General features: G+C 75.0%; 18 protein-coding genes and 1 pseudogene. 16 read left to right on the top strand and 3 right to left on the bottom strand.

Translation table 11 applies throughout. The features are described from left to right. Positions 1 to 4: 4 nt before the first annotated feature. Complete coding sequence (locus FKM96_RS01080; protein ID WP_246855122.1) at positions 5 to 1,342, bottom strand: branched-chain amino acid ABC transporter permease; 1,338 nt, start codon at positions 1,340 to 1,342, stop codon at positions 5 to 7. Between the two features lie 1,118 nt (positions 1,343 to 2,460). Then, complete coding sequence (locus FKM96_RS01070) at positions 2,461 to 2,901, bottom strand: PaaI family thioesterase (protein ID WP_147793688.1); 441 nt, start codon at positions 2,899 to 2,901, stop codon at positions 2,461 to 2,463. Here FKM96_RS01070 and polA point away from each other — a divergent pair. Beyond that, entirely contained in the window at positions 2,900 to 5,602 is a 2,703-nt protein-coding gene (gene polA, locus FKM96_RS01065; RefSeq protein ID WP_147793687.1) for a DNA polymerase I, read from the top strand. The genes FKM96_RS01070 and polA overlap by 2 nt on opposite strands. Positions 5,603 to 5,692: 90 nt before the next feature. Here polA and FKM96_RS01060 read toward each other — a convergent pair whose 3' ends face one another. Continuing rightward, complete coding sequence (locus FKM96_RS01060; protein WP_147793686.1) at positions 5,693 to 6,562, bottom strand: class I SAM-dependent methyltransferase; 870 nt, start codon at positions 6,560 to 6,562, stop codon at positions 5,693 to 5,695. 128 nt (positions 6,563 to 6,690) lie between these two features. Here FKM96_RS01060 and FKM96_RS01055 point away from each other — a divergent pair, with 128 nt between their 5' ends. From FKM96_RS01055 to lgt, 15 genes and pseudogenes are all read left to right on the top strand, one after another. Then, on the top strand, positions 6,691 to 7,716 hold the full coding sequence (locus FKM96_RS01055) for a 6-phosphofructokinase (protein WP_147793685.1): 1,026 nt from the start codon (positions 6,691 to 6,693) through the stop codon (positions 7,714 to 7,716). A gap of 161 nt (positions 7,717 to 7,877) precedes the next feature. Further along, positions 7,878 to 9,377, top strand: coding sequence for a 30S ribosomal protein S1 (rpsA, locus tag FKM96_RS01050; protein WP_147793684.1), 1,500 nt, complete (start codon positions 7,878 to 7,880; stop codon positions 9,375 to 9,377). A gap of 228 nt (positions 9,378 to 9,605) precedes the next feature. Next, complete coding sequence (locus FKM96_RS01045; protein ID WP_147796832.1) at positions 9,606 to 11,516, top strand: ABC transporter ATP-binding protein; 1,911 nt, start codon at positions 9,606 to 9,608, stop codon at positions 11,514 to 11,516. Beyond that, a pseudogene (locus tag FKM96_RS01040) lies at positions 11,513 to 13,343 on the top strand (ABC transporter ATP-binding protein). The gene FKM96_RS01045 and the pseudogene FKM96_RS01040 overlap by 4 nt, the downstream one beginning before the upstream one ends. A 108-nt stretch (positions 13,344 to 13,451) precedes the next feature. Next, positions 13,452 to 13,871, top strand: coding sequence for a phosphoribosyl-AMP cyclohydrolase (hisI, locus tag FKM96_RS01035; protein ID WP_147793683.1), 420 nt, complete (start codon positions 13,452 to 13,454; stop codon positions 13,869 to 13,871). Then, entirely contained in the window at positions 13,868 to 15,451 is a 1,584-nt protein-coding gene (locus FKM96_RS01030) for an anthranilate synthase component I (RefSeq protein WP_147793682.1), read from the top strand. Before hisI ends, FKM96_RS01030 begins: the two co-directional genes overlap by 4 nt. Positions 15,452 to 15,564: 113 nt before the next feature. Beyond that, positions 15,565 to 16,170 carry a Trp biosynthesis-associated membrane protein gene (locus FKM96_RS01025; RefSeq protein ID WP_168216832.1) on the top strand — a complete coding sequence of 202 codons (606 nt, stop codon included), beginning with the start codon at positions 15,565 to 15,567 and terminating at the stop codon, positions 16,168 to 16,170. Positions 16,171 to 16,267: 97 nt separating this feature from the next. Further along, positions 16,268 to 16,591 (top strand): HGxxPAAW family protein, encoded by a 324-nt coding sequence (locus FKM96_RS01020; RefSeq protein ID WP_246855121.1) that lies wholly within the window; start codon positions 16,268 to 16,270, stop codon positions 16,589 to 16,591. Positions 16,592 to 16,720: 129 nt separating this feature from the next. Then, a complete protein-coding gene (locus FKM96_RS01015) occupies positions 16,721 to 17,290 on the top strand; it encodes a DUF4190 domain-containing protein (RefSeq protein ID WP_168216831.1) in 570 nt (189 codons plus the stop codon). Between the two features lie 8 nt (positions 17,291 to 17,298). Continuing rightward, positions 17,299 to 17,736 (top strand): DUF2752 domain-containing protein, encoded by a 438-nt coding sequence (locus tag FKM96_RS01010; protein WP_246855120.1) that lies wholly within the window; start codon positions 17,299 to 17,301, stop codon positions 17,734 to 17,736. Between the two features lie 118 nt (positions 17,737 to 17,854). Continuing rightward, a complete protein-coding gene (locus tag FKM96_RS01005; protein WP_147793679.1) occupies positions 17,855 to 18,634 on the top strand; it encodes a DUF4190 domain-containing protein in 780 nt (259 codons plus the stop codon). A 283-nt stretch (positions 18,635 to 18,917) separates the two neighbouring features. After that, complete coding sequence (trpC, locus tag FKM96_RS01000; RefSeq protein WP_147793678.1) at positions 18,918 to 19,733, top strand: indole-3-glycerol phosphate synthase TrpC; 816 nt, start codon at positions 18,918 to 18,920, stop codon at positions 19,731 to 19,733. Between the two features lie 91 nt (positions 19,734 to 19,824). Next, positions 19,825 to 21,126, top strand: a complete 1,302-nt coding sequence (trpB, locus tag FKM96_RS00995; RefSeq protein ID WP_371300470.1) for a tryptophan synthase subunit beta — start codon at positions 19,825 to 19,827, stop codon at positions 21,124 to 21,126. Beyond that, complete coding sequence (gene trpA / locus FKM96_RS00990) at positions 21,123 to 21,944, top strand: tryptophan synthase subunit alpha (protein WP_147793677.1); 822 nt, start codon at positions 21,123 to 21,125, stop codon at positions 21,942 to 21,944. Before trpB ends, trpA begins: the two co-directional genes overlap by 4 nt. Positions 21,945 to 22,134: 190 nt before the next feature. Further along, positions 22,135 to 23,007: a prolipoprotein diacylglyceryl transferase gene (gene lgt / locus FKM96_RS00985; protein WP_147796828.1), complete on the top strand. Its 873-nt coding sequence runs from the start codon at positions 22,135 to 22,137 to the stop codon at positions 23,005 to 23,007. The last annotated feature ends 12 nt before the right edge of the window (positions 23,008 to 23,019 follow it).

Here is a 23,019-nt window from a genome sequence, read left to right as displayed (position 1 = left end):
CTCCTTAACCGATCCGCTCGGCGCGGCCGAGGATGCCCTGGGGGCGCAGCAGCAGGACGAGGATGAGGATGAGCAGGGCGCCGGCGTAGCGCATGTCGCTCGGGATGACGAGGTTCGACATCTCGACGACGAGGCCGATGACGATCGACCCGGCCAGCGCGCCGAACGCCTGCCCGAGGCCGCCGAGCGTGACCGCCGCGAACATCAGGAGCAGCAGGGCGCCGCCCATGTTCCAGGAGGTCGCGTTCAGGTAGAGACCCATCAGCACGCCGCCCAGCGCCGCCAGCGCCGCGCCGAGCACCCAGACCAGCCGGACGATCCGGTCGACCGTGATGCCGGAGGCCGCGGCCAGCGCCGGGTTGTCCGAGACCGCGCGGGTGGCGCGGCCGACCCGGGTGCCGAGCAGGAAGTACGCGACGCCCGCCAGCACGACGGCGGCGATGAGCAGCGACCACAGCGAGGTGGCGCTGATCCGCACGGAGCCGAGCGTGACCATCGTCGGCGTGGTGGTGACGATGCGCAGCGCGCCGCCGCCGAAGAAGAACTGGTACGTGTACTGCAGCGCCATCGACAGGCCGATCGTGACGATCATCTGCTGGGTCGTGCCCACCCGGCGCTTGCGCAGCGGGTGCCAGATCCCGGCGTCCTGGAGCCAGCCGGACGCGGCGCCGACCAGCACGGCGACCACCCCCGCGACGAGCAGCGGCAGCCCGAACGACTGCACCGCGAGGTAGGCGACGATCGCGCCGAGCGTCACCTGCTCGCCGTGCGCGAAGTTCGACAGGCCCGTGGTGCCGTAGATCAGCGACAGGCCGACCGAGGCGAGGGCGAGCAGCACGCCGAACACGAGGCCGCTGCTGGCCTGCTGCGCCAGCCGGCCCCAGGAGAACGACCCGGTCTCCGAGCTGCCCACCGGTGCGCCGACCTCGCCGGCGTCGTCCGCGGGCGCGGTGCTCTCCGGGTCGGGCGCGGCGTCGGGGTCTTCGTCGGAGCCGCTGCCGCCGCTGTCGCCCGCGGGCGCGCCCAGCGGGAACAGCGCCCCGGCGGACGACCCGAGCGCGACGGTGACGGTGCGCGGGTTCTGCGCCGGGTCCCGGAGGGTCTCGCCGGCGGGCAGCGTGGCCTCGTCGAGGGTGACGGTGTACGACCCGGCCTCGGTGACGGCGGCGGTCCAGCGGCCCTCGGCGTCCGTGGTGGCCTGCGTGGTCCCGCCCGGACCCTCGACGTCGAGGACGACGCCGACCGCGGGTTGCTGGTCCGCCGTGCGGATGGTGCCGTTGATGCAGCCGGTCGCGGCGTCGGCGACGCACCCGGCCGTCGCCGCGCGGGCGGTGCCCGGCACGGCGAGGAGGAAGAGAACTGCGAGGAGGAGCACGCCGAGGGCGGCGGGCGCCCCGGCGGTGGAACGGTCCCTGGTCGCGACTCGGCGCACCTGGTCCTCCGTCCGGTCGTGGTCGACGGCGTCGACCTGTCGGCAGCGGGCTCGCGGAGGGTCAGGAGGCCGCGAGTGGGTTGGCGTGACAGTAGGGATGCTGCGTTTCGGGGCGATTACAGGCACGTTTGAGACGTACGTCACGTCGGCGCGCCGTGCGGTGTGTCCGATTCGTCCGGGAGGGGTCCGCGGAGGTGCGCCCGGGCGCACCGCCCGGACGGAGCAGCGTTCACCCGGTGGAGTGAGACGCGCCACGGTGCCGCGCGGTGACCTGCGTCTCCGCGCGCGGCGCCCGGACGGGAGCGCTCCCGCGACTAGGCAGGGGCCCCGGTCGTGCGCCATGATCGGGCGATGCCGCGGGGGGCGCAGCAGGATCGTGGTGACGCCGAAGTCGCTGCGCCGTCCGAGTAGTCCAGGAGGTCGTCGTACCGTGCGCTCGCCCGTCGCCGTCCGACCCGCTCGCCCCGAGGACCTGGACGTCCTCGTCTCCCTCAGCCTCGCGGCCCGCTCCGAGTCGCTCGTCGGCGCGCAGCTGTGCACCGACGACGCCGACCGCCTGCGGCACCAGATCGGCGCGCTCGTGGCCGAGCCCGGCGCCGTCGGCCTGGTCGGGACGCTCGACGACGAGCTGTGCGGCCTGGTGCTCGCCCGGATCGTCGGGCCGAGCCTGTTCACCGACGAGGTGACGGTGTCGATCGAGGCGGTCTACGTGGCCGAGGGCGCCCGGCCGCCGCGGCGTGGGGCACGCGCTGCTCGGCGGCGTGGTCGAGGAGGCGCGCCGCGTCGGCGCGACGGACGTCCTCGCGGTGCCGCTGCCCGGCGCCCGCGGCATGCACCGGTTCCTCGCGCGGCTCGGGTTCGCCCCGGCGGCGGCGCACCGCGTGGTCAGCACCGAGGTGCTGCAGCGCAAGCTCTCCGCGGACGCCCCGCAGCCCGGCCGCCGGCCCGCCCGCGCGGGCCTGGACGACCTGATCGCGCGCCGGCGGCGCGCCCCGCGCCGGACGCGCCGCGACGGTGACCGAGGCCGCTCAGGCGGGCCGGGCGTCGATCAGCATGCAGGTCAGCCGGGCGGAGCAGACCCGCCGGCCGCGCGGGTCCGAGACCACCACGTCGTAGGTCGCGACCCGGCCGCCCAGGTGGACCGCGGTCGCGGTCCCCGTCACCACGCCCTCGGTCGCCGACCGGTGGTGCGTGCAGCTCAGCTCGATCCCGACCGCGCGCCGGTCCGGGCCCGCGTGCGCGTTCGCGGCGTAGGAGCCGAGCGTCTCCGCGAGCACCGCGGAGGCGCCGCCGTGCAGGAGGCCGTACGGCTGCACGTTCCCGGCGACCGGCATGGTGCCGACCGCGCGCTCGGCCGAGACCTCCTGGATCTCGATGCCCATGCGCTCCATGAGCGTGCCGGGCGGGACGTGGGAGCCGAGGGGCGCGTCGGCGGGGGCCGCGGCGGGCGGCAGGTCGGTGTCAGCCATGCCCGATAGGTTGGCACCCGTGACTGACGCGACGCGACTCCTCCTTGTCGACGGCCACTCGATGGCCTACCGGGCGTTCTTCGCCCTCCCGGTCGACAAGTTCGCCACCTCCACCGGCCAGCCCACCAACGCGGTGTTCGGGTTCGTGTCGATGCTCGCGAACCTGCTGCGGGACGAGGCGCCGACCCACGTGGCGGTCGCGTTCGACGCCGGGCGGACCACGTTCCGCACCGAGCAGTACGAGGAGTACAAGGCCAACCGCTCCGCGTCGCCCGAGCCGTTCCGCGGCCAGGTCGACGTCATCAAGCAGGTCCTCGCGACCATGCACATCCCGACGCTCGACAAGCCGGGCTTCGAGGCCGACGACATCCTCGCGACGCTCGCCCGCCAGGGCGCGGCCGAGGGCATGGACGTGCTCATCTGCTCCGGCGACCGCGACTCCCTCCAGCTCGTGAACGAGCGGGTCACGGTGCTGTACCCGGTCAAGGGCGTCTCCGAGCTCGCGCGGATGACCCCGGAGGCGGTCGAGGCCAAGTACGCCGTCCCGCCCGCCCGGTACCCCGACATCGCCGCGCTGGTCGGCGAGTCGTCGGACAACCTCCCGGGCGTCCCCGGCGTCGGCCCCAAGACGGCCGCCAAGTGGATCGCCACCTACGACGGCCTGCAGGGCATCGTGGCGAACGTCGACAGGATCACCGGCAAGGCGGGGGAGTCGCTGCGTGCGAACCTCGACCAGGTGCTGCTCAACCGCCAGCTCAACCGGCTGCTGGACGACCTGGAGCTGCCGCTCGGCCCGGAGGACCTCGTCGCCCGCCCGTGGGACCGCGAGGCGCTGCACACCATCCTCGACGAGCTCGAGTTCCGCACCCTGCGCGACCGGTTGTTCGCCATGCTCCCGGGCGAGGACGACGGCGCGGGCGACGTGGCCGGCCCGGCGGAGGGCCCGGTCGTCGTGACGCCGGTCGACGGCGGCCTGGCCGCGTGGCTCGAGCGGCACGCCGGTGCGCGCACCGCGGTGGACGTGCAGGGCTCGGCGTCCCCGGCGGGCGGCGACGCCTGGGGGGTCGCGCTCGTCGTCGGCGGCGAGGCCGTGGCCTACGACCTCGCGCAGATCGCCCCGGCCGACGAGGCGGCGCTGGCCGCCTGGCTCGCCGACCCCGCCCAGCCCAAGGCGCTGCACGCGGCCAAGGAGGCGTGGCACGCGTTGGCCGGGCGCGGGCTGACCCTCGCGGGCGTCGAGTTCGACACCGAGCTCGGCGCGTACCTGCTCCAGCCCGACCGTCGCGGCTACGACCTGTCCGACCTCGCGATCGGCTACCTGCGCCGCGAGCTCGGCGCGGTGGCGGACGAGGCGGGCCAGGGCGCGCTCGACCTCGACCTGGAGGGCTCCTCGGAGGGCACCCGCGGCGCCGTCCGGGCGGCCGCGGTGCTCGACCTGGTCGACGTGCTCGGCGGCCAGCTCGTGGACCGCGGCGCGGACCACCTGCTCCGCGACGTCGAGCTGCCGCTGGAGGGCGTGCTCGAGCGCATGGAGCACGTCGGCATCGCCGCCGACGCCGGCTACCTGTCCGCGCTGGAGAAGGAGTACGACACCGCGGTGCAGCGCGCGGCCGGCGAGGCGTACGACGCGATCGGGCGGGAGGTGAACCTCGGCTCGCCGAAGCAGCTCCAGGAGGTGCTGTTCGACCAGCTCGACATGCCGAAGACCAAGCGCACCAAGACCGGCTACACCACCGACGCGAACGCGCTGGCCGACCTGTTCGCCCGCACCGGCCACCCGTTCCTCGAGCACCTGCTCGCGCACCGCGACGCCATCCGACTGCGCCAGACCGTCGAGGGCCTGCTCCGCTCGGTGGCGCCCGACGGCCGCATCCACACGACGTTCCAGCAGACGATCGCGGCGACGGGGCGGCTGTCGTCCACCGACCCGAACCTGCAGAACATCCCGATCCGCACCGAGGCCGGCCGCCAGATCCGCCGGGCGTTCGTGGTCGGCCAGGGCTACGAGACCCTGCTGACCGCCGACTACTCGCAGATCGAGATGCGGATCATGGCGCACCTGTCCGGCGACGAGGGCCTCATCGAGGCGTTCACCGCGGGGGAGGACCTGCACTCCTACGTCGGCTCGCGCGTGTTCGGCGTGCCGACGGACGAGGTCACCAGCGCGCAGCGGTCCAAGATCAAGGCGATGTCCTACGGCCTCGCGTACGGGCTGTCCTCGTACGGCCTGTCGCAGCAGCTGAAGATCGAGGTCTCCGAGGCCGCGGCGCTCATGCAGGACTACTTCCACCGGTTCGGCGGCGTGCGCGACTACCTCACCGGCGTGGCGGACGAGGCCCGGGCGACCGGGTACACCGCGACCATCCTCGGCCGCCGGCGGTACCTGCCCGACCTCACGAGCGACAACCGGGTCCGCCGCGAGGCCGCGGAGCGGATGGCGCTCAACGCCCCGATCCAGGGCTCGGCCGCCGACATCATCAAGCTGGCGATGCTCGGCGTGCAGCGCGAGCTCGACGCCCAGGGGCTCGGCAGCCGGCTGCTGCTCCAGGTGCACGACGAGCTCGTGCTCGAGGTCGCCCCGGGGGAGCGGGAGCAGGTCGAGGCGCTGGTGCGCGCGCAGATGGGGTCGGCGTACGACCTGTCGGTGCCGCTGGACGTGTCGGTCGGCGTCGGCGAGAGCTGGCACGCCGCGGGGCACTGAGGTCCGCGAGGTCGTCGGTTCCGCCCGAGGTCGTCGGTTCCGCACCCCGGCCGGTGGCCGGAACCGCCGACCTCGGCGGACCTGGAGCCGCTACGCCGGGCGGTGCGCCACGAAGATCGCCGTCCCCGGCAGGTGCCGGCCCCGCAGCGGGCTCCAGCCGCCCCAGGTCCGGTCGTTGTCCTCCGGCCAGGACGGCTCGACGATCCCGTCCAGCACCAGCCCGGCGCCCACCACGTCCGCCACGTGGTCGCCGATCGTCCGGTGGTATTCCGCGTAGAGCACCCGCCCGCGCTCGTCCCGCTCCACGTACGGCCGCCGGTCGAAGTAGGACCGGTCGGCGGTGAGCCCGCGCTCGCCGGGGTCGTCGGGGAACGCCCAGCGCACCGGGTGCGTCACCGAGCACACCCAGCGCCCGCCCGGCCGCAGCACCCGCGCCGCCTCGGCGTGCACCCGCCCGGCGTCCGGCACGAACGGGATCGCGCCGTACGCGGTGAACACCACGTCGAACGACGCGTCCGGGAACGGCAGCGCCCGGGCGTCGGCCTGCACCAGCGGCACCGTCGCCGCGCGCCCGGCCACCGGGCCCGCCTCGCGCGCCGGGTCCCGGGCCAGCCGCCGGTCGAGCTCCCGTGCGGCGGCGAGCATGCCGCCCGACACGTCGGTCGCGACCGCCTGCGCGCCGCGCGCGGCCAGCCACCGCGAGCACTGCGCGGCCCCGGCCCCGACCTCGAGCACCCGCCGTCCCGCGACGTCGCCCAGCAGCCCCGCCTCGGACTCGCGGAGGCCCTCCGGGCACCAGAGGAAGTCGTCGTCGCCGAGGAACGCGCCGTGCTCGTCGAGGTAGTCGCCCGCGTTGGCGTCCCACCAGCGCCTCCCGGCGCCCTCGGTCGCGGCGGCGGGGACGTCGAGGTAGCCGGCCGCGGCGAGTCGGTCGGTGCTGTCGTCGGTGCTGTCGGTCACCCGCACGACGGTAGCCCGGCGAATCGCCCGGGACCTCCGGCTCACAGGTGCGCACGTCGGGCCCGGATAGCCTGGTCGGGCCGCGCGAGGGCGCCGCGGCCCACCCACCTTCCGAAGGAGACTCCAGCGTGCGTGTCGGACTGCTCACCGGCGGGGGCGACGTCCCCGGTCTGAACGCGGCCATCCGCGCCGTCGTCAAGCGCGGGGAAGGGGAGTACGGGCACTCGATCATCGGCTTCCGCAACGGGTGGCGCGGCGTCGTCGACGGCGACATCGTGCCGCTCAGCCGCAACCACATCCGCAACGTGCTCCCCGTCGGCGGCACCCTGCTCGGCACCGCGCGGTTCCACCCGCACGCGGCCGACGGCGGCCTGGACGCGGTGCTCGCCACCCTCGAGGCCGAGCGGATCGAGGCGCTGATCTGCATCGGCGGCGACGGCACGCTGCACGCGGCGTCGAAGGTCGCCGAGGCGGGCGTGAAGATCGTCGCGATCCCCAAGACGATCGACAACGACGTGTGGGGCACGGACCGGTCGATCGGCTTCGACACCGCGGTGGAGATCGCGACCGAGGCGATCGACCGGGTGCACACCACGGCGGAGTCGCACAACCGCGTGATGATCGTCGAGGTCATGGGCCGCAGCGCCGGCTGGATCGCGGTGACCGCGGGCATCGCCGGCGGCGCCGAGGTCGTGCTGGCCCCCGAGGAGCCGTTCGACATCGACAAGGTCATCAAGTTCCTCAAGCACCGGCACCGCGCGCACGCGAACTTCTCGATCGTGGTCGTCGCCGAGGGCGCCGTGCCCGCCGAGGGCACCTCGATGTCCTACGAGGCGCCGGTCGGCCAGTTCGGCGAGATCGTCGCCGGCGCCATCACCGCGCGGGTCAAGGCGGAGATCGAGCAGCGCACCGGGTTCGACACCCGCGTCACCGTCCTCGGCCACGTCCAGCGCGGCGGCAGCCCGGTCCCCGCGGACCGGATCCTCGGGAGCCGGTTCGGCGTGGCGGCGATCGACGCGATCAGCCGCGGCGAGACGGACGTGATGACGGCGCTGCGCGGCGACGAGGTCGTGCTGGTGCCGCTGCAGGAGATCGCCGGCAAGGTCAAGCGGGTCCCGAACGAGCTGCTGCAGGTGGTCCGGGCCCTGGCCTGAGCCGCCGCGGCCGAGCCGCCCGGGAGCCGGCACGGCGGCCCCGGGCGGCTTTGACCCGCTGTCGTCGGGACCGGTAAGGTGTTCGCCGGTGTGGCGTGCCGTCTGACGCCCCGCCGAACCCGTTCCCACTACTTCATGTCCGCATCGGAGCCCATCCCTACATGAGCATCTCCACCCCCGCCAAGCCCGGCACCCCGCAGGTCGCGGTCAACGACATCGGCTCGGCCGAGGACTTCCTCGCCGCCGTCGACGCCACGATCAAGTACTTCAACGACGGCGACATCGTCGAGGGCACCATCGTCAAGGTCGACCGCGACGAGGTCCTGCTCGACATCGGTTACAAGACCGAGGGCGTCATCCCGTCCCGCGAGCTGTCCATCAAGCACGACGTGGACCCGGGCGAGGTCGTCAAGGTCGGTGACGAGGTCGAGGCCCTCGTCCTCCAGAAGGAGGACAAGGAGGGTCGTCTGATCCTGTCCAAGAAGCGCGCCCAGTACGAGCGCGCCTGGGGCACGATCGAGAAGATCAAGGAGGAGGACGGCGTCGTCACCGGCACCGTCATCGAGGTGGTCAAGGGTGGCCTCATCCTCGACATCGGCCTCCGTGGCTTCCTCCCGGCCTCCCTCGTGGAGATGCGTCGTGTCCGCGACCTCCAGCCGTACGTCGGCAAGGAGATCGAGGCGAAGATCATCGAGCTCGACAAGAACCGCAACAACGTGGTCCTGTCGCGCCGCGCGTGGCTCGAGCAGACGCAGTCCGAGGTCCGCTCCACCTTCCTGCAGACCCTGCAGAAGGGCCAGGTGCGCCCCGGTGTCGTGTCCTCGATCGTCAACTTCGGTGCGTTCGTCGACCTGGGCGGCGTGGACGGCCTCGTGCACGTCTCCGAGCTGTCCTGGAAGCACATCGACCACCCGTCCGAGGTCGTCGAGGTCGGCCAGGAGGTCACCGTCGAGGTCCTCGACGTCGACTTCGACCGCGAGCGTGTCTCCCTGTCGCTGAAGGCGACGCAGGAGGACCCGTGGCAGGCCTTCGCCCGGACGCACGCCATCGGCCAGGTCGTCCCCGGCAAGGTCACCAAGCTCGTCCCGTTCGGTGCGTTCGTGCGCGTCGAGGACGGCATCGAGGGCCTGGTGCACATCTCGGAGCTGGCCGTGCGCCACGTCGAGATCCCGGAGCAGGTCGTCCAGGTCGGCGACGACGTGTTCGTCAAGGTCATCGACATCGACCTGGAGCGCCGCCGCATCTCGCTGTCGCTCAAGCAGGCGAACGAGGGCTTCGACCCGACCTCCGAGGACTTCGACCCCGCGCTGTACGGCATGGCGGCCGAGTACGACGAGGAGGGGAACTACAAGTACCCCGAGGGCTTCGACCCGACCACCAACGAGTGGCTCGAGGGCTACGAGTCCCAGCGCGAGACCTGGGAGGCGCAGTACGCCCAGGCCCACGAGCGCTGGGAGGCGCACCGCAAGCAGGTCCTGGACGCCGTCCAGGCCGACGCGGAGGCCGCGGCGGGTGGCGGCGACGCCGGCTCGTCGTCGTCGTCCTCCTCCTCCTCGAGCTCGTCCTCCTCGTACTCCTCGGCCCCGGCCCAGGAGGCGACCGGCACGCTCGCGTCGGACGAGGCCCTGGCCGCGCTCCGCGAGAAGCTCACCGGCAACTGAGCCGACCGCCGGGCGTCCAGCCCGGCCACCGGTCCGACGGGCCGGCCACCTCCGGGTGGCCGGCCCGTCGGCGTTCCCGGGACCGGCCTCCGGGCCGGGCCGTCGTCTCACCTGGTGCGACCCCGCCGTCTCACCTGTGGGTGCCCCGTGAGAGGATCGACGGCGCCGCCACCTCCTCTCGTGAAAGGCCGTGCTGTGCCCGCGCGCTCCACCACGCCCCGTCCGGCGATGCTCACCGGGTCGGTGCTGCGGCGCTCCCTGCTGCTGCTCGGCCGCGGCATCGCCTCCCAGCCGCGGACGTACGTGCTGGCCATCGGCACCTCGGCCGCGTACGGCGCGCTGACCGTGGCGATCAGCCGGGTGCTGGGCTGGGCGACCGACAGCGTGGTCGTCCCGGCGCTCGGCGGGGACCCCGAGGCGCGCGGCCGGATCTGGGTCGCGGGCGGCGTGCTCGCGTTGGTCGCGGTCTCGCTGGCCGCGGCCGTCGCGGGCCGCCGCATCTTCGCCGGCATGGGCGTGGCCGACCAGCAGGCGATGCACCGCCGCGCGGTCACCCGGCAGTACCTGCGGCTCCCGATGACGTGGCACCGCGCGCACCCCACCGGCCAGCTGCTGTCCAACGCCTCCGCCGACGTCGAGGCCGCCACCGGCGTGTTCAACCCGCTGCCGTTCGCGCTGGGCGTCGTCGTGATGATCGGCGTCGCCGCCGTCGCGCTGTTCAGCACGGACGTGTGGCTGGCCGTGGCCGCGATGGCCGTGCTGCCGGCCGCCGTGGTGGCCAACCTGGTCTTCCAGCGCCGGATGTCCCCGGCCGCGACCCGCGCGCAGCAGCTGCGCGCCGAGGTCGCCGACATCGCGCACGAGAGCTTCGAGGCCGCGCTGCTGGTCAAGTCGCTCGGCACCGAGGAGCGCGAGGAGCGCCGGTTCGCCGAGCGGGCGGGGCAGCTCCGGGACGCGAACGTGCGGGTGGGCGTCGTGCGCGCCTACTTCGACCCGGTCATCGACATGCTCCCCAACCTCGGCACGCTGCTCGTGCTGCTGGTCGGCGTCTGGCGGGTCCAGGCCGGCGCGGTCGGCACGGGCGACATCGTCTCGGCCGCCTACCTGCTCACGCTCATGGCGGTGCCGGTGCGCGCGTTCGGCTGGGTCCTCGGCGAGCTGCCGCGCGGCCTGGTCGGGCACGAGCGCGTCGCCCGGGTGGTCGACGCGGAGGGCGAGCTCGTCGCCGGCGCGCGGCCGCTGGCCCGCGGCGCGGGCGGGGGTGCCGCGCTGCGGATGTCCGGCGTCGGCGTGCAGGTCCCCGGGCCCGCCGGCCCGATCGAGCTGCTCGGCGGGGTCGACCTGGACGTCGCGCCCGGCCGCGTCGTCGCGGTCGTCGGCCCGACCGGTGCCGGCAAGACCACGCTCGTGTCGCTCGTGCCGCGCCTGACCGACCCCAGCACCGGCACCGTCGAGGTCGACGGCACGGACGTGCGCGACCTCGTGCCCGGCGACCTCACCGATCAGGTCGTGCTGGTCGGCCAGCAGACGTTCGTGTTCGAGGACACCGTGCGCGGCAACGTCACGCTGCGCGACCCGGACGACCCCGGCGCGCCCTCCGACGACGAGGTGTGGGCCGCGCTGCGGCTCGCCCGGGTCGACGGCGTGGTGCGCGACCTGCCCGGCGGCCTGGACGCCCGGCTGGGCGAGCGCGGCTCCAACCTGTCCGGCGGCCAGCGCCAGCGGCTCGCGATCGCGCGCGCCCTGGTGCGCCGGCCCCGGCTGCTGGTGCTGGACGACGCGACCTCCGCGGTCGACCCGCGGGTGGAGCAGGACATCCTGACCGGGCTGCGGGCGCACGCCGGCGGCGACGCGAGCGGGCCCACCGTCCTGCTGGTGGCGTACCGGATGTCGTCGGTGCTGCTCGCGGACGAGGTGGTGCACCTGGCCGGCGGCCGGGTCGTCGACCACGGCACGCACGCCGAGCTGCTCGCCCGGGACCCCGGGTACGCCGAGCTGGCGACGGCCTACGAGCAGGAGTCCGAGCGCCGCGCGGCGCGCCGGGCCGAGGCGCTGGACGCCGAGGCGGCCGCCGCCGACGAGCGCGCCGACCTCGAGCACGAGGACGAGGACGAGCTGGACGCGGAGGGGGCCCGATGAGCGCCGAGCAGCAGGCCGAGGCCCAGGCCGGCCTGGGCGGCACGCACCGCGGGGTCATGGGCACGCTGCGCCGCGGCATCGAGGTGTCGCCGCAGCTGGTGCAGGGCATCGGGGTGACGTTCCTGCTCGCGACGCTCGCCGCCGCGGGCAAGGTCGTCGTGCCGATCGCGGTGCAGCAGGTGATGGACACCGGCATCCTCGCGGACGGCGGCCCCGACGTGCGCCGGGTCGTGACCCTGGTGCTGGCCGCGACGCTCGCGCTGGTCGCCGGCGGGCTGTGCTCGGCGCTGGTCAACGTGCGGCTGTTCCGTGCCAGCGAGGCGGGCCTGGCCCAGCTCCGCGTGCGCGCGTTCCGGCACGTGCACGACCTGTCGGTGCTGACCCAGAACACCGAGCGGCGCGGCTCCCTGGTGTCCCGGGTGACCTCCGACGTCGACACCATCTCGATGTTCGTGCAGTGGGGCGGCATCATGCTGCTCGTCTCCACGCTGCAGGTGCTGGTCGCGACCGTGCTGATGGCGGTCTACTCCTGGCAGCTGACCCTCCTGGTCTGGCTGTGCTTCGGGCCGCTGGTGCTCGCGCTGCGCCCGCTCCAGCGCCGGGTCAACGTGGCCTACACGACCGTCCGCGAGCGGGTCGGCGCCATGCTGGGCGCGGTGTCGGAGGCCGTCGTCGGCGCCGAGACCATCCGCGCGTACGGCGTGCAGCGCCGGGTGCAGAGGAACGTGGACGAGCGGATCGGCGCGACGCGGAACGCGATGGTCCGCGCGCAGAACACCGTGTCGCTGGTGTTCTCCTCCGGCGTGCTGGTCGCGAACCTGGTGCTGGCGGTCGTGGTCGTCGCCGGCACCGCGCTCGGCGTCGCCGGCGACCTCAGCGTGGGCAAGCTGCTCGCGTTCCTCTTCCTCGTGCAGCTGTTCACCGGGCCGGTGCAGCAGGGCCACCGAGGTGCTCAACGAGCTGCAGAACGCGGTCGCCGGCTGGCGGCGAGTGCTCGGCATCATCGACACGCCCGTGCAGGTCGCCGACCCGGGCGCCCGCGGGGTGCCGTCGCCGCGCGGTCCGGCCGCGGTCGAGCTGCAGGGCGTCGGCTTCGCGTACCCGGACGGCCCGCCGGTGCTGCACGAGGTCGACCTGCACCTGCCCGCGGGCCGCTCCGTCGCGGTCGTGGGCGCCACCGGATCGGGCAAGACGACGATCGCCAAGCTCGTCACGCGCCTGATGGACCCGACGCGCGGCGCGGTGCTGCTCGACGGCACCGACCTGCGCAGCGTCCGCACCGAGGACCTGCGCCGCCGGGTGGTCATGGTGCCGCAGGAGGGCTTCCTGTTCGACGCCACGCTCGCCGAGAACCTGGTCTACGGCCTGCGCGACGGCGACGACCACGCCGCGCCGACGCCCGCGGAGGCCGAGCCCCGGCTGCGCGCCGCGCTGGCCGAGCTCGGGCTCACCGACTGGGTCGCCGAGCTGCCGTCCGGCCTGCACACGCCGGTCGGCCAGCGCGGCGAGGCGCTGTCGGCGGGGGAGCGGCAGCTCGTGGCGCTCACCCGTGCGTACCTCGCGGACGCCGACCTGCTCGTGCTGGACGAGGCGACCTCCGCGGTCGACCCGGCCACCGAGGTGCGGATCGCGCGAGCGCTCGACTCGCTGACCACCGGCCGCAGCACCGTGACGATCGCGCACCGGCTGTCGACGGCCGAGGCGGCGGACCTGGTCGTGGTGGTCGACGCCGGGCACGTGGTCGAGTTCGGCCCGCACGAGGACCTGGTCGCGCGCGACGGCGTGTACGCGGCGATGCACCGCGCGTGGGTGGCCCAGACCCGCTGACCGCGCACCGCGCCGGCTCCGGGAGCGGGCCCGCACGAGACGGCCGGCGGGCTCGCGCGGTGCGTGCGGGCTCGCGGGTCGGGACGCGCGGCGTGGGAGGATCGGGGCGTGAGCGAGACGCAGACCCCCGCCCCCGCGGGCACCCCCAGCCCCCTCGACCCGGAGCTCGCCGCGCGCCTGCGCCGCGACGCGTCCGGCCTGGTCGCGGCGGTCGTGCAGCAGCACGACACGGGCGAGGTGCTCATGCTCGGCTGGATGGACGACGAGGCGCTGCACCGCACGCTCACCGGCGGTCGCGTCGTGTTCTGGAGCCGGTCGCGGCAGGAGTACTGGCGCAAGGGCGACACGTCCGGGCACGCGCAGTACGTGAAGTCCGTCGCGCTCGACTGCGACGGCGACGCGCTGCTCGTCCGCGTCGACCAGGTCGGCGCGGCCTGCCACACCGGGACGCGCACCTGCTTCGAGGCGGGCGGCTCGCTGGGCGCCGTCGTCGGCGAGCGCCCGGCCGCGACGGAGCAGCACGGATGACCGGCGCGACGCCGGGCGCGCCCGCCGCCCCCGCGACGACCCCGGTCGACGTGCCCTGGGGCGCCACCTGGCCCGCGCTCGGCGAGTTCCGCGAGCTCGCGGCCACGCGCCGGGTGATCCCGGTCGTGCGCCGGTTGCTGGCCGACGACACCACGCCCGTCGGCCTCTACCGCACGCTCGCGGCCGGCCGGCCGGGCACCTTCGTCCTCGAGTCGGCCGAGCAGGACGGGTCCTGGTCCCGGTGGTCGTTCGTCGGCGTGCGGTCCCGGGCGACGCTGACCGTCCGCGACGGCCGGGCCGTGTGGACGGGCGACGTGCCCGCGGGCGTGCCGACCGAGGGCGACCCGCTCGCGGTGCTCGGCGAGACGCTCGAGGTGCTCCGCACGCCCGCCGTGCCCGGCCTGCCCCCGCTGACCGGCGGCCTGGTCGGCGCGCTCGGCTGGGACGTGGTGCGGCACTGGGAGCCGACCCTGCCCGCCGCGGCGCCCGACGAGCTCGGCGTCCCCGAGATGACGCTGCTGCTGGCGAGCGACCTCGCGGTCACCGACCACCGGGACGGCTCCGTCTGGCTGGTGGCGAACGCGATCAACTTCGACGGCACCGACGCGCGCGTGGACGAGGCGCACGCCGACGCCGTCGCCCGGCTCGACGCGATGCAGGAGGCGCTGCTGCGCCCGGCCGCGCCCGCCGCCGCGCACCTGGTGGACGCCCCCGCGCCGGAGCTGGAGTTCCGGTCGACCGCCGCCGAGTACGAGGCCGCCGTCGCGCGCGGCCAGGAGGCCATCGTCGACGGCGAGGTGTTCCAGGTGGTGCTGTCGCAGCGCCTCGACCTGGACTGCCCGGCCGCACCCCTCGACGTCTACCGCGTGCTCCGCACGATCAACCCGAGCCCGTACATGTACTACCTGCAGCTGCAGGACGCCGACGGGCGGGACTTCGCCGTGGTCGGGTCCAGCCCGGAGACGCTGGTCAAGGTCACCGAGGGGCACGTCACGACGTTCCCGATCGCCGGCTCCCGGCCGCGCGGCGCGACCCCGGAGGAGGACCGCGCGCTGCACGACGAGCTGCTGGCGGACCCCAAGGAGCGCGCCGAGCACCTCATGCTGGTCGACCTGAGCCGCAACGACCTGGTCAAGGTCTGCGAGCCCGCGACCGTCGAGGTCGTCGAGTTCATGGCGGTGCGACGGTTCAGCCACATCATGCACATCTGCTCGACCGTCGTCGGCCGGCTGCGCGCCGGGGCCACCGCGCTCGGGGCGTTCACCGCGACGTTCCCGGCCGGGACGCTCTCCGGCGCCCCGAAGCCGCGCGCCATCGCCCTGATCGACGAGATCGAGCCCGCGCGCCGCGGGATCTACGGCGGCACCGTCGGCTACTTCGACCTCGCCGGCGACATGGACATGGCCATCGCCATCCGCACCGCGCTCATCCGGGACGGCCGGGCGAGCGTCCAGGCCGGCGCGGGGATCGTCGCCGACTCCGTGCCCGCCACCGAGTACCAGGAGTCCCGGGACAAGGCCGCGGCCGCGGTACGCGCGGTGCAGGTCGCGTCCCGGCTCCGGGCGGTCGGGGCGCCGTGACCGGGGGATCGGGGCCGGTCGGCGGCGCGGAGGACACGGCGCGTCGCGGCGGCGCTGCGACCGGGGGCGGGGGACCCGCGGAGCCCCGGGCGCGCGGCCGACGGGGCCGCTGGGTGCTCGTCCTGCTCCTGCTCTCCGGGCTGGTGGCGCTGACCGCGCTGCCGGTGTGGATCACCGCGACCGGCGCGAACGCGCTCGGCGACGCGGTGGCGATCACCGTCCGCGGCACGGTCGCCGCGCCGGGCCTGGTCGCCGCCGCGCTGGTGCTGCTCGCCGCCGCGGGCGCGCTCGGGCTCGTCGGCCGGGTCGGGCGCTGGGTCGTGGTGGTCGTGGTGGCCGCCGCCGGCGCGCTGGTGGTGGCGTCGGCGCTCGGGGCGCGCCCGGGGGCGACGGCCACGGCGGAGCGCGCCGCGGCGGACGCGACCGGCGTGTCGAACCTCACCGGAGCGGTCGAGGTGGCCGTCTGGCCGTGGGTCGCCGCCGCGCTGGGCGTGGTCGTCGTGGCCGCGGCCGTCGGGCTCGCCCGGGCGTCCGCGCGCTGGGTCGCGCCGACGGACCGCTACGAGCGCGCCGGCACCGGGACCACCGCGTCCGCGGCGTCGGCAGGGGCCGCGGGCGGCGCGGCGCCGGGCCCCGGGACCGCACCGGCGGACGGCGGCGCCGAGCCCGACGAGCGCAGCACCTGGGACGCGCTGACCCGCGGCGACGACCCGACCTGAACCCCGCGCGCCCGCCCCGGCGGCCGCGCGCCCGACCTGAGCAGGCCGTCGCGGTCCGCTAGGGTTTGCGACACACAGTCATGAAAGGTGTTCCACGATGGTCGAGCAGTCGCTCAGTTCTTCCGGCGTCGTGACCGGGCGTGCCCAGCAGGTCCCGGGGACGGAGACGCTGCGGCTGCCGCCGAAGGCGCCGCCGACCAACCACGGGCACACCAGCGCCGCCTGGACGACCACGGTCGTCGTCCTCGTCGGCTCGACGGCCGGCGCGCTCGGCCTGATCTTCGCGCTCATGTGGCTGTTCTGGGCCGGCCTCGCCGTCGCCCTGCTCGGCGTCGTCGTCGGCAAGGTCATGCAGGTGCTCGGCTACGGCCAGGGCGGCAAGCACACCATCGAGAAGGCGCGTCGCACCGGCGGTCACTGAGGTCCGGCCCGGCCGCGGGCCGGGACGCGGTGGACGCCGCGCGTCCGCTCCGGTACACCTGTGGGGATGTCGGACGGCCGCCCACCAGGGCGGACGCCGCGCCAGAACCCCCCGATGGAGGAGCCGATCATGTCGACCCCGAACCAGCCCCAGGACCCGTACTCCGCCCCGGACGGGCAGGGCTCCGGCGACCAGTCGGGCGCTACGCCGCAGTACCCGGGCAGCACCCCGGGTGCGGGTGACCCCTACGGGCAGTCCGGTCAGGGTGGTCAGGCCGGCGGCGTGCCGCAGTACGGCTCGTACGCGGGCGGCGACCAGGGCCAGGGCGGCTACCCGCAGTCCGGCGGCTACGGCCAGGGCGGCTACGGCCAGCCCGCCTACCCGGGCGGCGCCCAGGGCTACGGCGCGGGCTTCTACCCGAAGAACAACCTCGCCGTGTGGTCGCTGGTGCTCGGCATCGTCGGGTTCTTCGTCTGCTCGATCCTCACCAGCATCCCCGGCATCATCGTCGGCTCGAAGGCGAAGCAGGCCGTGGCCCGCGGCGAGGCGAACAACGGCTCGCTCGCCAACGCCGGCTACATCGTGTCCTGGGTGGTGACGGGCCTGCAGGTGATCGGCCTGATCTTCCTGATCATCGCGATCGCGACCGGCGGCTTCGCGGCGTACCTCGACACCATCAACAACAACTCGACGTACTGACGTCCCCCGTGGCCACGGCCGCCCCTCCCGAGACCCTCGCGCCCCGCGCGCGGCTGCGTGCCGCCCGGACGCCGCTGCTGGTCGCGGGCGGGGCGGCCGTCGCCGCGCTCGGGCTCGTGCTGGTCGACCCGCACGAGCCCGGCTCGTGGGGCGCGTGCCCGCTCTACGCCCTCACCGGCCTGTACTGCGCCGGCTGCGGCGGCCTCCGGGCGACGCACGACCTGCTCGTCGGCGACGTGGCCGGCGCGTGGGCGATGAACCCGCTGTGGGTGCTGCTCGTGCCGGTGCTGGTCGGGCTGTGGGCGCGCTGGACCGCGCGGGCGCTGCGGTCCGGACGCCGCGCCGCGGCGCCGCGCGCCTGGGTGGCCCTCGCCGCCGCGGCCGTCGTCGTGCTCTACAGCCTCGCCCGCAACGTCCCGGCCTGGGCGGGCGTCCTCGCGCCCTGACGTCGGGGATGCGCGGCGGGCGGGTGAACCGGCGGGTCGGCGGCCCGCGCGGTCCCGGGTCGTCCCTAGGATGCCGACCGGCGCGCCGTGCGCCGACCCGCGAACCAGGAGGCCGCCCGTGACCACGCCCGACCAGCCCACGGACCCGAACCGCGAGCAGCCGGGCGCCGACGGCGCGGGCGACGGCGACCGTCCCGCCTGGGACCAGCCGGGCGGCGGCTCGGGCTCGGCCGGGTACGGCGGGGTCGACCCGTACCCCGCGCAGCAGCCCTACGGCGCAGCGGACCCGTACGCGGCGCAGCAGCCCTACGGCCAGCAGCAGCCCTACGGCGCACCCGACCCGTACGCGGCGCAGCAGCCCTACGGCCAGCAGCAGCCCTACGGCGCGCCGGACCCGTACGCGGCGCAGGACCCGTACGGCCAGCAGCAGCCCTACGGTGCGCCCGACCCGTACGCCGCCCAGCAGCCCTACGGCCAGGCGCCCGGCTACGGCGAGCAGCCGGGGTACGGCCAGCAGCCCTACGGCCAGGACCCCTACGCCGCCCAGCCCCCGGCCGGTCCGGGCTACCCCGGCGGGTACCCCGCGGCGCCGTACGGCGGCTACCCGGGCGGTTCGTACGTGCCGATGTACGGCTACCCCAAGAACAGCCTCGGCGTCTGGTCGCTCGCGCTCGGCATCGCGAGCTTCGTCTGCTTCGGGCCGCTCGCGGGCATCCCGGCGATCATCACCGGCGTGCTCGGCCGCAAGGCGGCGCAGCGCGGCGAGGCGAACAACGCCGGCCTGTCGCTCGCGGGCATCATCCTGGGCTCGATCATCTCCGCGGGCTGGATCGTCTTCTTCCTGATCGGCGTGGCCGGCTCGTTGAGCAGCCCGTCGACCACGTACTACGGCTACTGACCCTCCCGTCACCCGTTCGTCGAGATCGGTGCTCCGCGCCGAGATCGGTGGCTGCACGCACCGATCTCGCGCGGGACGACCGATCTCGCCGCGCGCGGGTCGCCCCCGTGTCCCACCCGCTGGCCCGTGGTCGGGAGTGGTGCGCGGCGCCCGTACGATGGCCGAGGTGGTCGGACGAGACCCGCGTCACGGTGGTCAGCCGCGACCGGTCCCGCCGAGGAGCCCCGCCGGCTCCCGTGCCCTGGGGCGCGCCGCCGCCGATCTCGGGGGAGAAGAGACGCCGATGGGCACCGTGCTGGACGACATCGTGGCTGGCGTGCGCGAGGACCTCGCGGTGCGCGAGGCGGCCACGCCCCTCGCCGAGCTCAAGGAGCGCGCGGCGCGCGTCCCCGGTGCCATCGACTGCGTGTCGCGGCTGCGCGTCGAGGACGCGGTGACCGTGATCGCCGAGGTCAAGCGGTCGAGCCCCTCCAAGGGCGCGCTCGCGACCATCACCGACCCGGCCGCGCTCGCCGCGGAGTACGAGAAGGGCGGCGCGACCGTCATCTCGGTGCTCACCGAGCAGCGGAAGTTCAACGGCAGCCTGGCGGACCTCGACAGCGTCCGCGCCGCCGTGGACATCCCGGTGCTGCGCAAGGACTTCGTCGTCACGCCGTACCAGGTGTGGGAGGCGCGGGCGCACGGGGCGGACCTGGTGCTGCTCATCGTCGCCGCCCTGGAGCAGACGGTGCTGACGTCGCTCGTCGAGCGGGTGCACTCCCTGGGCATGACGGCCCTGGTCGAGGTGCACGACGCCGAGGAGGTCGTGCGGGCGGTCGACGCCGGCGCGCGGGTGATCGGCGTCAACGCGCGCAACCTCAAGACGCTCGAGGTCGACCGCGGCACGTTCGCGCGGGTGGCCCCGGCGATCCCGGCGGACGTCGTGAAGGTCGCCGAGTCGGGCGTGCGCGGGCCGCACGACGTCATGGACTACGCCCGGGCCGGCGCGGACGCCGTGCTGGTCGGCGAGGCGCTGGTGACGGACGACGCGCCGCGCCAGTCGGTCGCGGACCTGGTGGCGGCGGGCGCGCACCCGTCGCTGCGCGCGGTCCGGCAGTAGCCACCGGCCCGGCCGCTCGCGGCCGGACCGACCCCAGCGAGGGCGGCCGCCGCAGCGCGGCCCCGCAGCACGAACCACGAGGAGCACCACGGTGACGACGGGACGCACGGGTCCGCAGGTGACGAGCAGCCCGGGCGGGCCGCTGGCCACGCACGCCGGGCCGTACTTCGGGGACTTCGGCGGCCGGTTCGTCCCGGAGGCGCTGATCGCCGCCCTCGACGAGCTCGACACCGAGTTCCACAAGGCGTCGGCCGACCCCGCGTTCGCCGCGGAGCTGGCGCGGCTGCACCGCACCTACACCGGCCGCCCGAGCCCCCTCACCGAGGTGAAGCGGTTCGCGGAGCACGTCGCGCCGGGCGTCCGGGTGTTCCTCAAGCGCGAGGACCTCAACCACACCGGCTCGCACAAGATCAACAACGTGCTCGGCCAGGCCCTGCTCGTGAAGCGCATGGGCAAGACCCGCGTCATCGCCGAGACCGGCGCCGGCCAGCACGGCGTGGCCACCGCGACCGCGGCGGCGCTGCTCGACCTCGAGTGCGTCGTCTACATGGGCGAGGAGGACACCCAGCGGCAGGCGCTCAACGTCGCCCGGATGCGGCTGCTCGGCGCGACGGTCGTCCCGGTGACGATCGGCTCCCGCACGCTCAAGGACGCGATCAACGAGGCGCTGCGGGACTGGGTCGCGAACGTCGACACCACGCACTACCTGCTCGGCACGGTGACGGGCCCGCACCCGTTCCCCGAGATGGTCCGCGACTTCCACAAGATCATCGGCGAGGAGGCGAAGGCCCAGCTCGCGGAGGAGATCGGCCGGCTGCCCGACGCCGTCGCGGCGTGCGTGGGCGGCGGCTCCAACGCCATGGGCATCTTCAACGCGTTCCTCGACGACCCGTCGGTGCGGCTGTTCGGCTTCGAGGCCGGCGGCGAGGGCATCGCGTCGGGCCGGCACGCGTCGCGGTTCAGCGGCGGCTCGCCGGGCGTGCTGCAGGGCACCAGGTCGTACCTGCTGCAGGACGACGACGGCCAGACGCTGCCCAGCCACTCGGTGTCCGCTGGCCTCGACTACCCGAGCGTCGGCCCCGAGCACGCCTGGCTGCACGACATCGGCCGCGCCGAGTACCGCCCGGTCACGGACGCCGAGGCCATGGAGGCGTTCCGCGTCCTGTGCCAGACCGAGGGCATCATCCCGGCCATCGAGTCGGCGCACGCCCTGGCCGGCGCTATCCAGCTCGGCCGCGAGGTCGCGACCTGGGAGACCCCGGACGGCCGCGAGCCGGTGATCCTGGTGAACCTCTCCGGGCGCGGGGACAAGGACGTGGCGACCGCGGCGGCGTGGTTCGACCTGATCGAGGACAAGCCGGTCGTCCAGGCCGACGAGGGGGAGCAGCTGTGAGCGACGTCCAGGCGACCACGTCCCGCACCGGCGCCACCCTCGACCGTCTCAAGGCCGAGGGCCGCGGCGCCCTGGTGGGCTACCTGCCGCTCGGCTTCCCCGACGTCGAGGGCTCCGTGCGCGCGGCCGTCGCGATGGTCGAGGCCGGCGTCGACGTGATCGAGCTCGGCCTGCCGTACTCGGACCCGGTCATGGACGGCCCGGTCATCCAGCACGCGGTCGACGTCGCGCTGTCCGGCGGAACCCGGGTGCGGGACGCCTTCGGGGCGGTCGAGCGGATCGCCGCCACCGGCGCGCCGGTGCTGGTCATGACGTACTGGAACCCGGTGCTGCGGTACGGCGTGGACGCGTTCGCGCGGGACCTCGCCGGAGCCGGCGGCGCGGGCCTCATCACGCCGGACCTCATCCCCGACGAGGGGCAGGACTGGCTCGACGCGTCCGAGGCGCACGACCTGGACCGCGTGTTCCTGGTGGCCCCGTCGTCCACCCCGGAGCGCCTGGCGATGACCGCCGCGGCGTCCCGCGGGTTCGTGTACGCGGCGTCGACGATGGGCGTGACGGGGGAGCGGACCACGGTCGGCGCCCGAGCGGAGCAGCTGGTCGCCGACACCCGCGCGGCCGGTGCGGAGCACGTGTGCGTCGGGCTGGGCGTGTCGAAGCCGGAGCAGGCGCGCGACATCGGCAGGTACGCGGACGGCGTCATCGTGGGTTCGGCGTTCGTGCGCGCGCTCGCCGGCGCGGAGACGCGCGAGGCGGGCCTCGAGGCCGTCGCGGCCGTCGCCGCCGGTCTGGCCGAGGGCGTCCGCACCGCCCGCTGACGCGTCCGGCGGCGCCCACCGGCCTCCGCCGGGACCCGTGAGGTCGTCACAAGCTCACGAGGTCGTCACTCACGAGTGACGACCTCGTCGGGTTGTGACGACCTCACGCCCGGCGCCCGCGCAGCCGCGCGTCCGCGCCCGCGGACCCCCGTCCCGGCCCCGCGCCCAGGTCGCATACAGTGCCGGTGTGATGATCCCCGCCGCGATCCCGAGCCCGCCGCAGGCCGTCTGGTACCTCGGCCCCGTGCCGCTGCGCGCCTACGCCCTCGCGATCCTCGCCGGGATCGTGGTCGCGGTGATCATGACCCAGCGCCGCTGGAAGGAGCGCGGGGGCGACCCCGAGCAGGTCCTCGACATCGTGTTCTGGGCCGTGCCGTTCGGCATCGTCGGCGGCCGGCTCTACCACGTGATCACCAGCCCGGACGCGTACTTCGGCGCGGGCGGCGACCCCGTGCGCGCGCTGTACATCTGGGAGGGCGGCCTGGGCATCTGGGGCGCCGTGGCGCTCGGCGCGGTGGGCGCGTACATCGGCTGCCGCCGCGCCGGGGTGTCGTTCCCGGTGTTCGCGGACGCCCTGGCGCCCGGGCTGCTCGTGGCCCAGGCGATCGGCCGGCTCGGCAACTGGTTCAACCAGGAGCTGTTCGGCGGCCCGACGACCCTGCCGTGGGGCCTGCGGATCGACGACGCGCACCTCCCGGCCGGCTACGAGTCGGGCACGCTGTTCCACCCGACGTTCCTGTACGAGCTGGTGTGGAACCTCGCCGGCGCCGCGCTGATCATCTACCTCGACCGCCGGCTGCGGCTCGGTCACGGCCGGGCGTTCTGGCTGTACGTGATCGTCTACACGACGGGCCGGCTGTGGATCGAGCTGGTCCGGATCGACCCCGCGGAGATGATCGGCCCGTTCCGGCTCAACGTCTGGACGTCGATCATCGTGCTCCTCGGGGCGCTGGTAGCGTTCGTGGTCGTCGGACGTCGTCATCCTGGACGCGAGACCACACCCCTCCTGCGCGAGACCGAGGCGCAGGACGACGAGGTGGCGGAGCACGGCACGGCCCGCTGACCGCGGCGAACG

Origin of the sequence: Cellulomonas sp. Y8 (assembly GCF_008033115.1) — a bacterium.
Classification (GTDB): Bacteria; Actinomycetota; Actinomycetes; order Actinomycetales; family Cellulomonadaceae; genus Cellulomonas.
Note: the sequence above shows the minus strand (reverse complement) of the source record. Positions and strands in the feature narration are given on the sequence as shown.

Excerpts from the sequence above, each read along its gene's own strand:
- FKM96_RS01045 (WP_147796832.1), top strand. The coding sequence starts at position 9,606 with ATGCTCACCGGGTCGGTGCTGCGGCGCTCCCTGCTGCTGCTCGGCCGC.
- FKM96_RS01020 (WP_246855121.1), top strand. The coding sequence starts at position 16,268 with ATGGTCGAGCAGTCGCTCAGTTCTTCCGGCGTCGTGACCGGGCGTGCC.
- lgt (WP_147796828.1), top strand. The coding sequence starts at position 22,135 with ATGATCCCCGCCGCGATCCCGAGCCCGCCGCAGGCCGTCTGGTACCTC.
- polA (WP_147793687.1), top strand. The coding sequence starts at position 2,900 with ATGCCCGATAGGTTGGCACCCGTGACTGACGCGACGCGACTCCTCCTT.
- FKM96_RS01015 (WP_168216831.1), top strand. The coding sequence starts at position 16,721 with ATGTCGACCCCGAACCAGCCCCAGGACCCGTACTCCGCCCCGGACGGG.
- trpC (WP_147793678.1), top strand. The coding sequence starts at position 18,918 with ATGGGCACCGTGCTGGACGACATCGTGGCTGGCGTGCGCGAGGACCTC.
- FKM96_RS01070 (WP_147793688.1), bottom strand. The coding sequence starts at position 2,901 with ATGGCTGACACCGACCTGCCGCCCGCCGCGGCCCCCGCCGACGCGCCC.
- FKM96_RS01030 (WP_147793682.1), top strand. The coding sequence starts at position 13,868 with ATGACCGGCGCGACGCCGGGCGCGCCCGCCGCCCCCGCGACGACCCCG.
- rpsA (WP_147793684.1), top strand. The coding sequence starts at position 7,878 with ATGAGCATCTCCACCCCCGCCAAGCCCGGCACCCCGCAGGTCGCGGTC.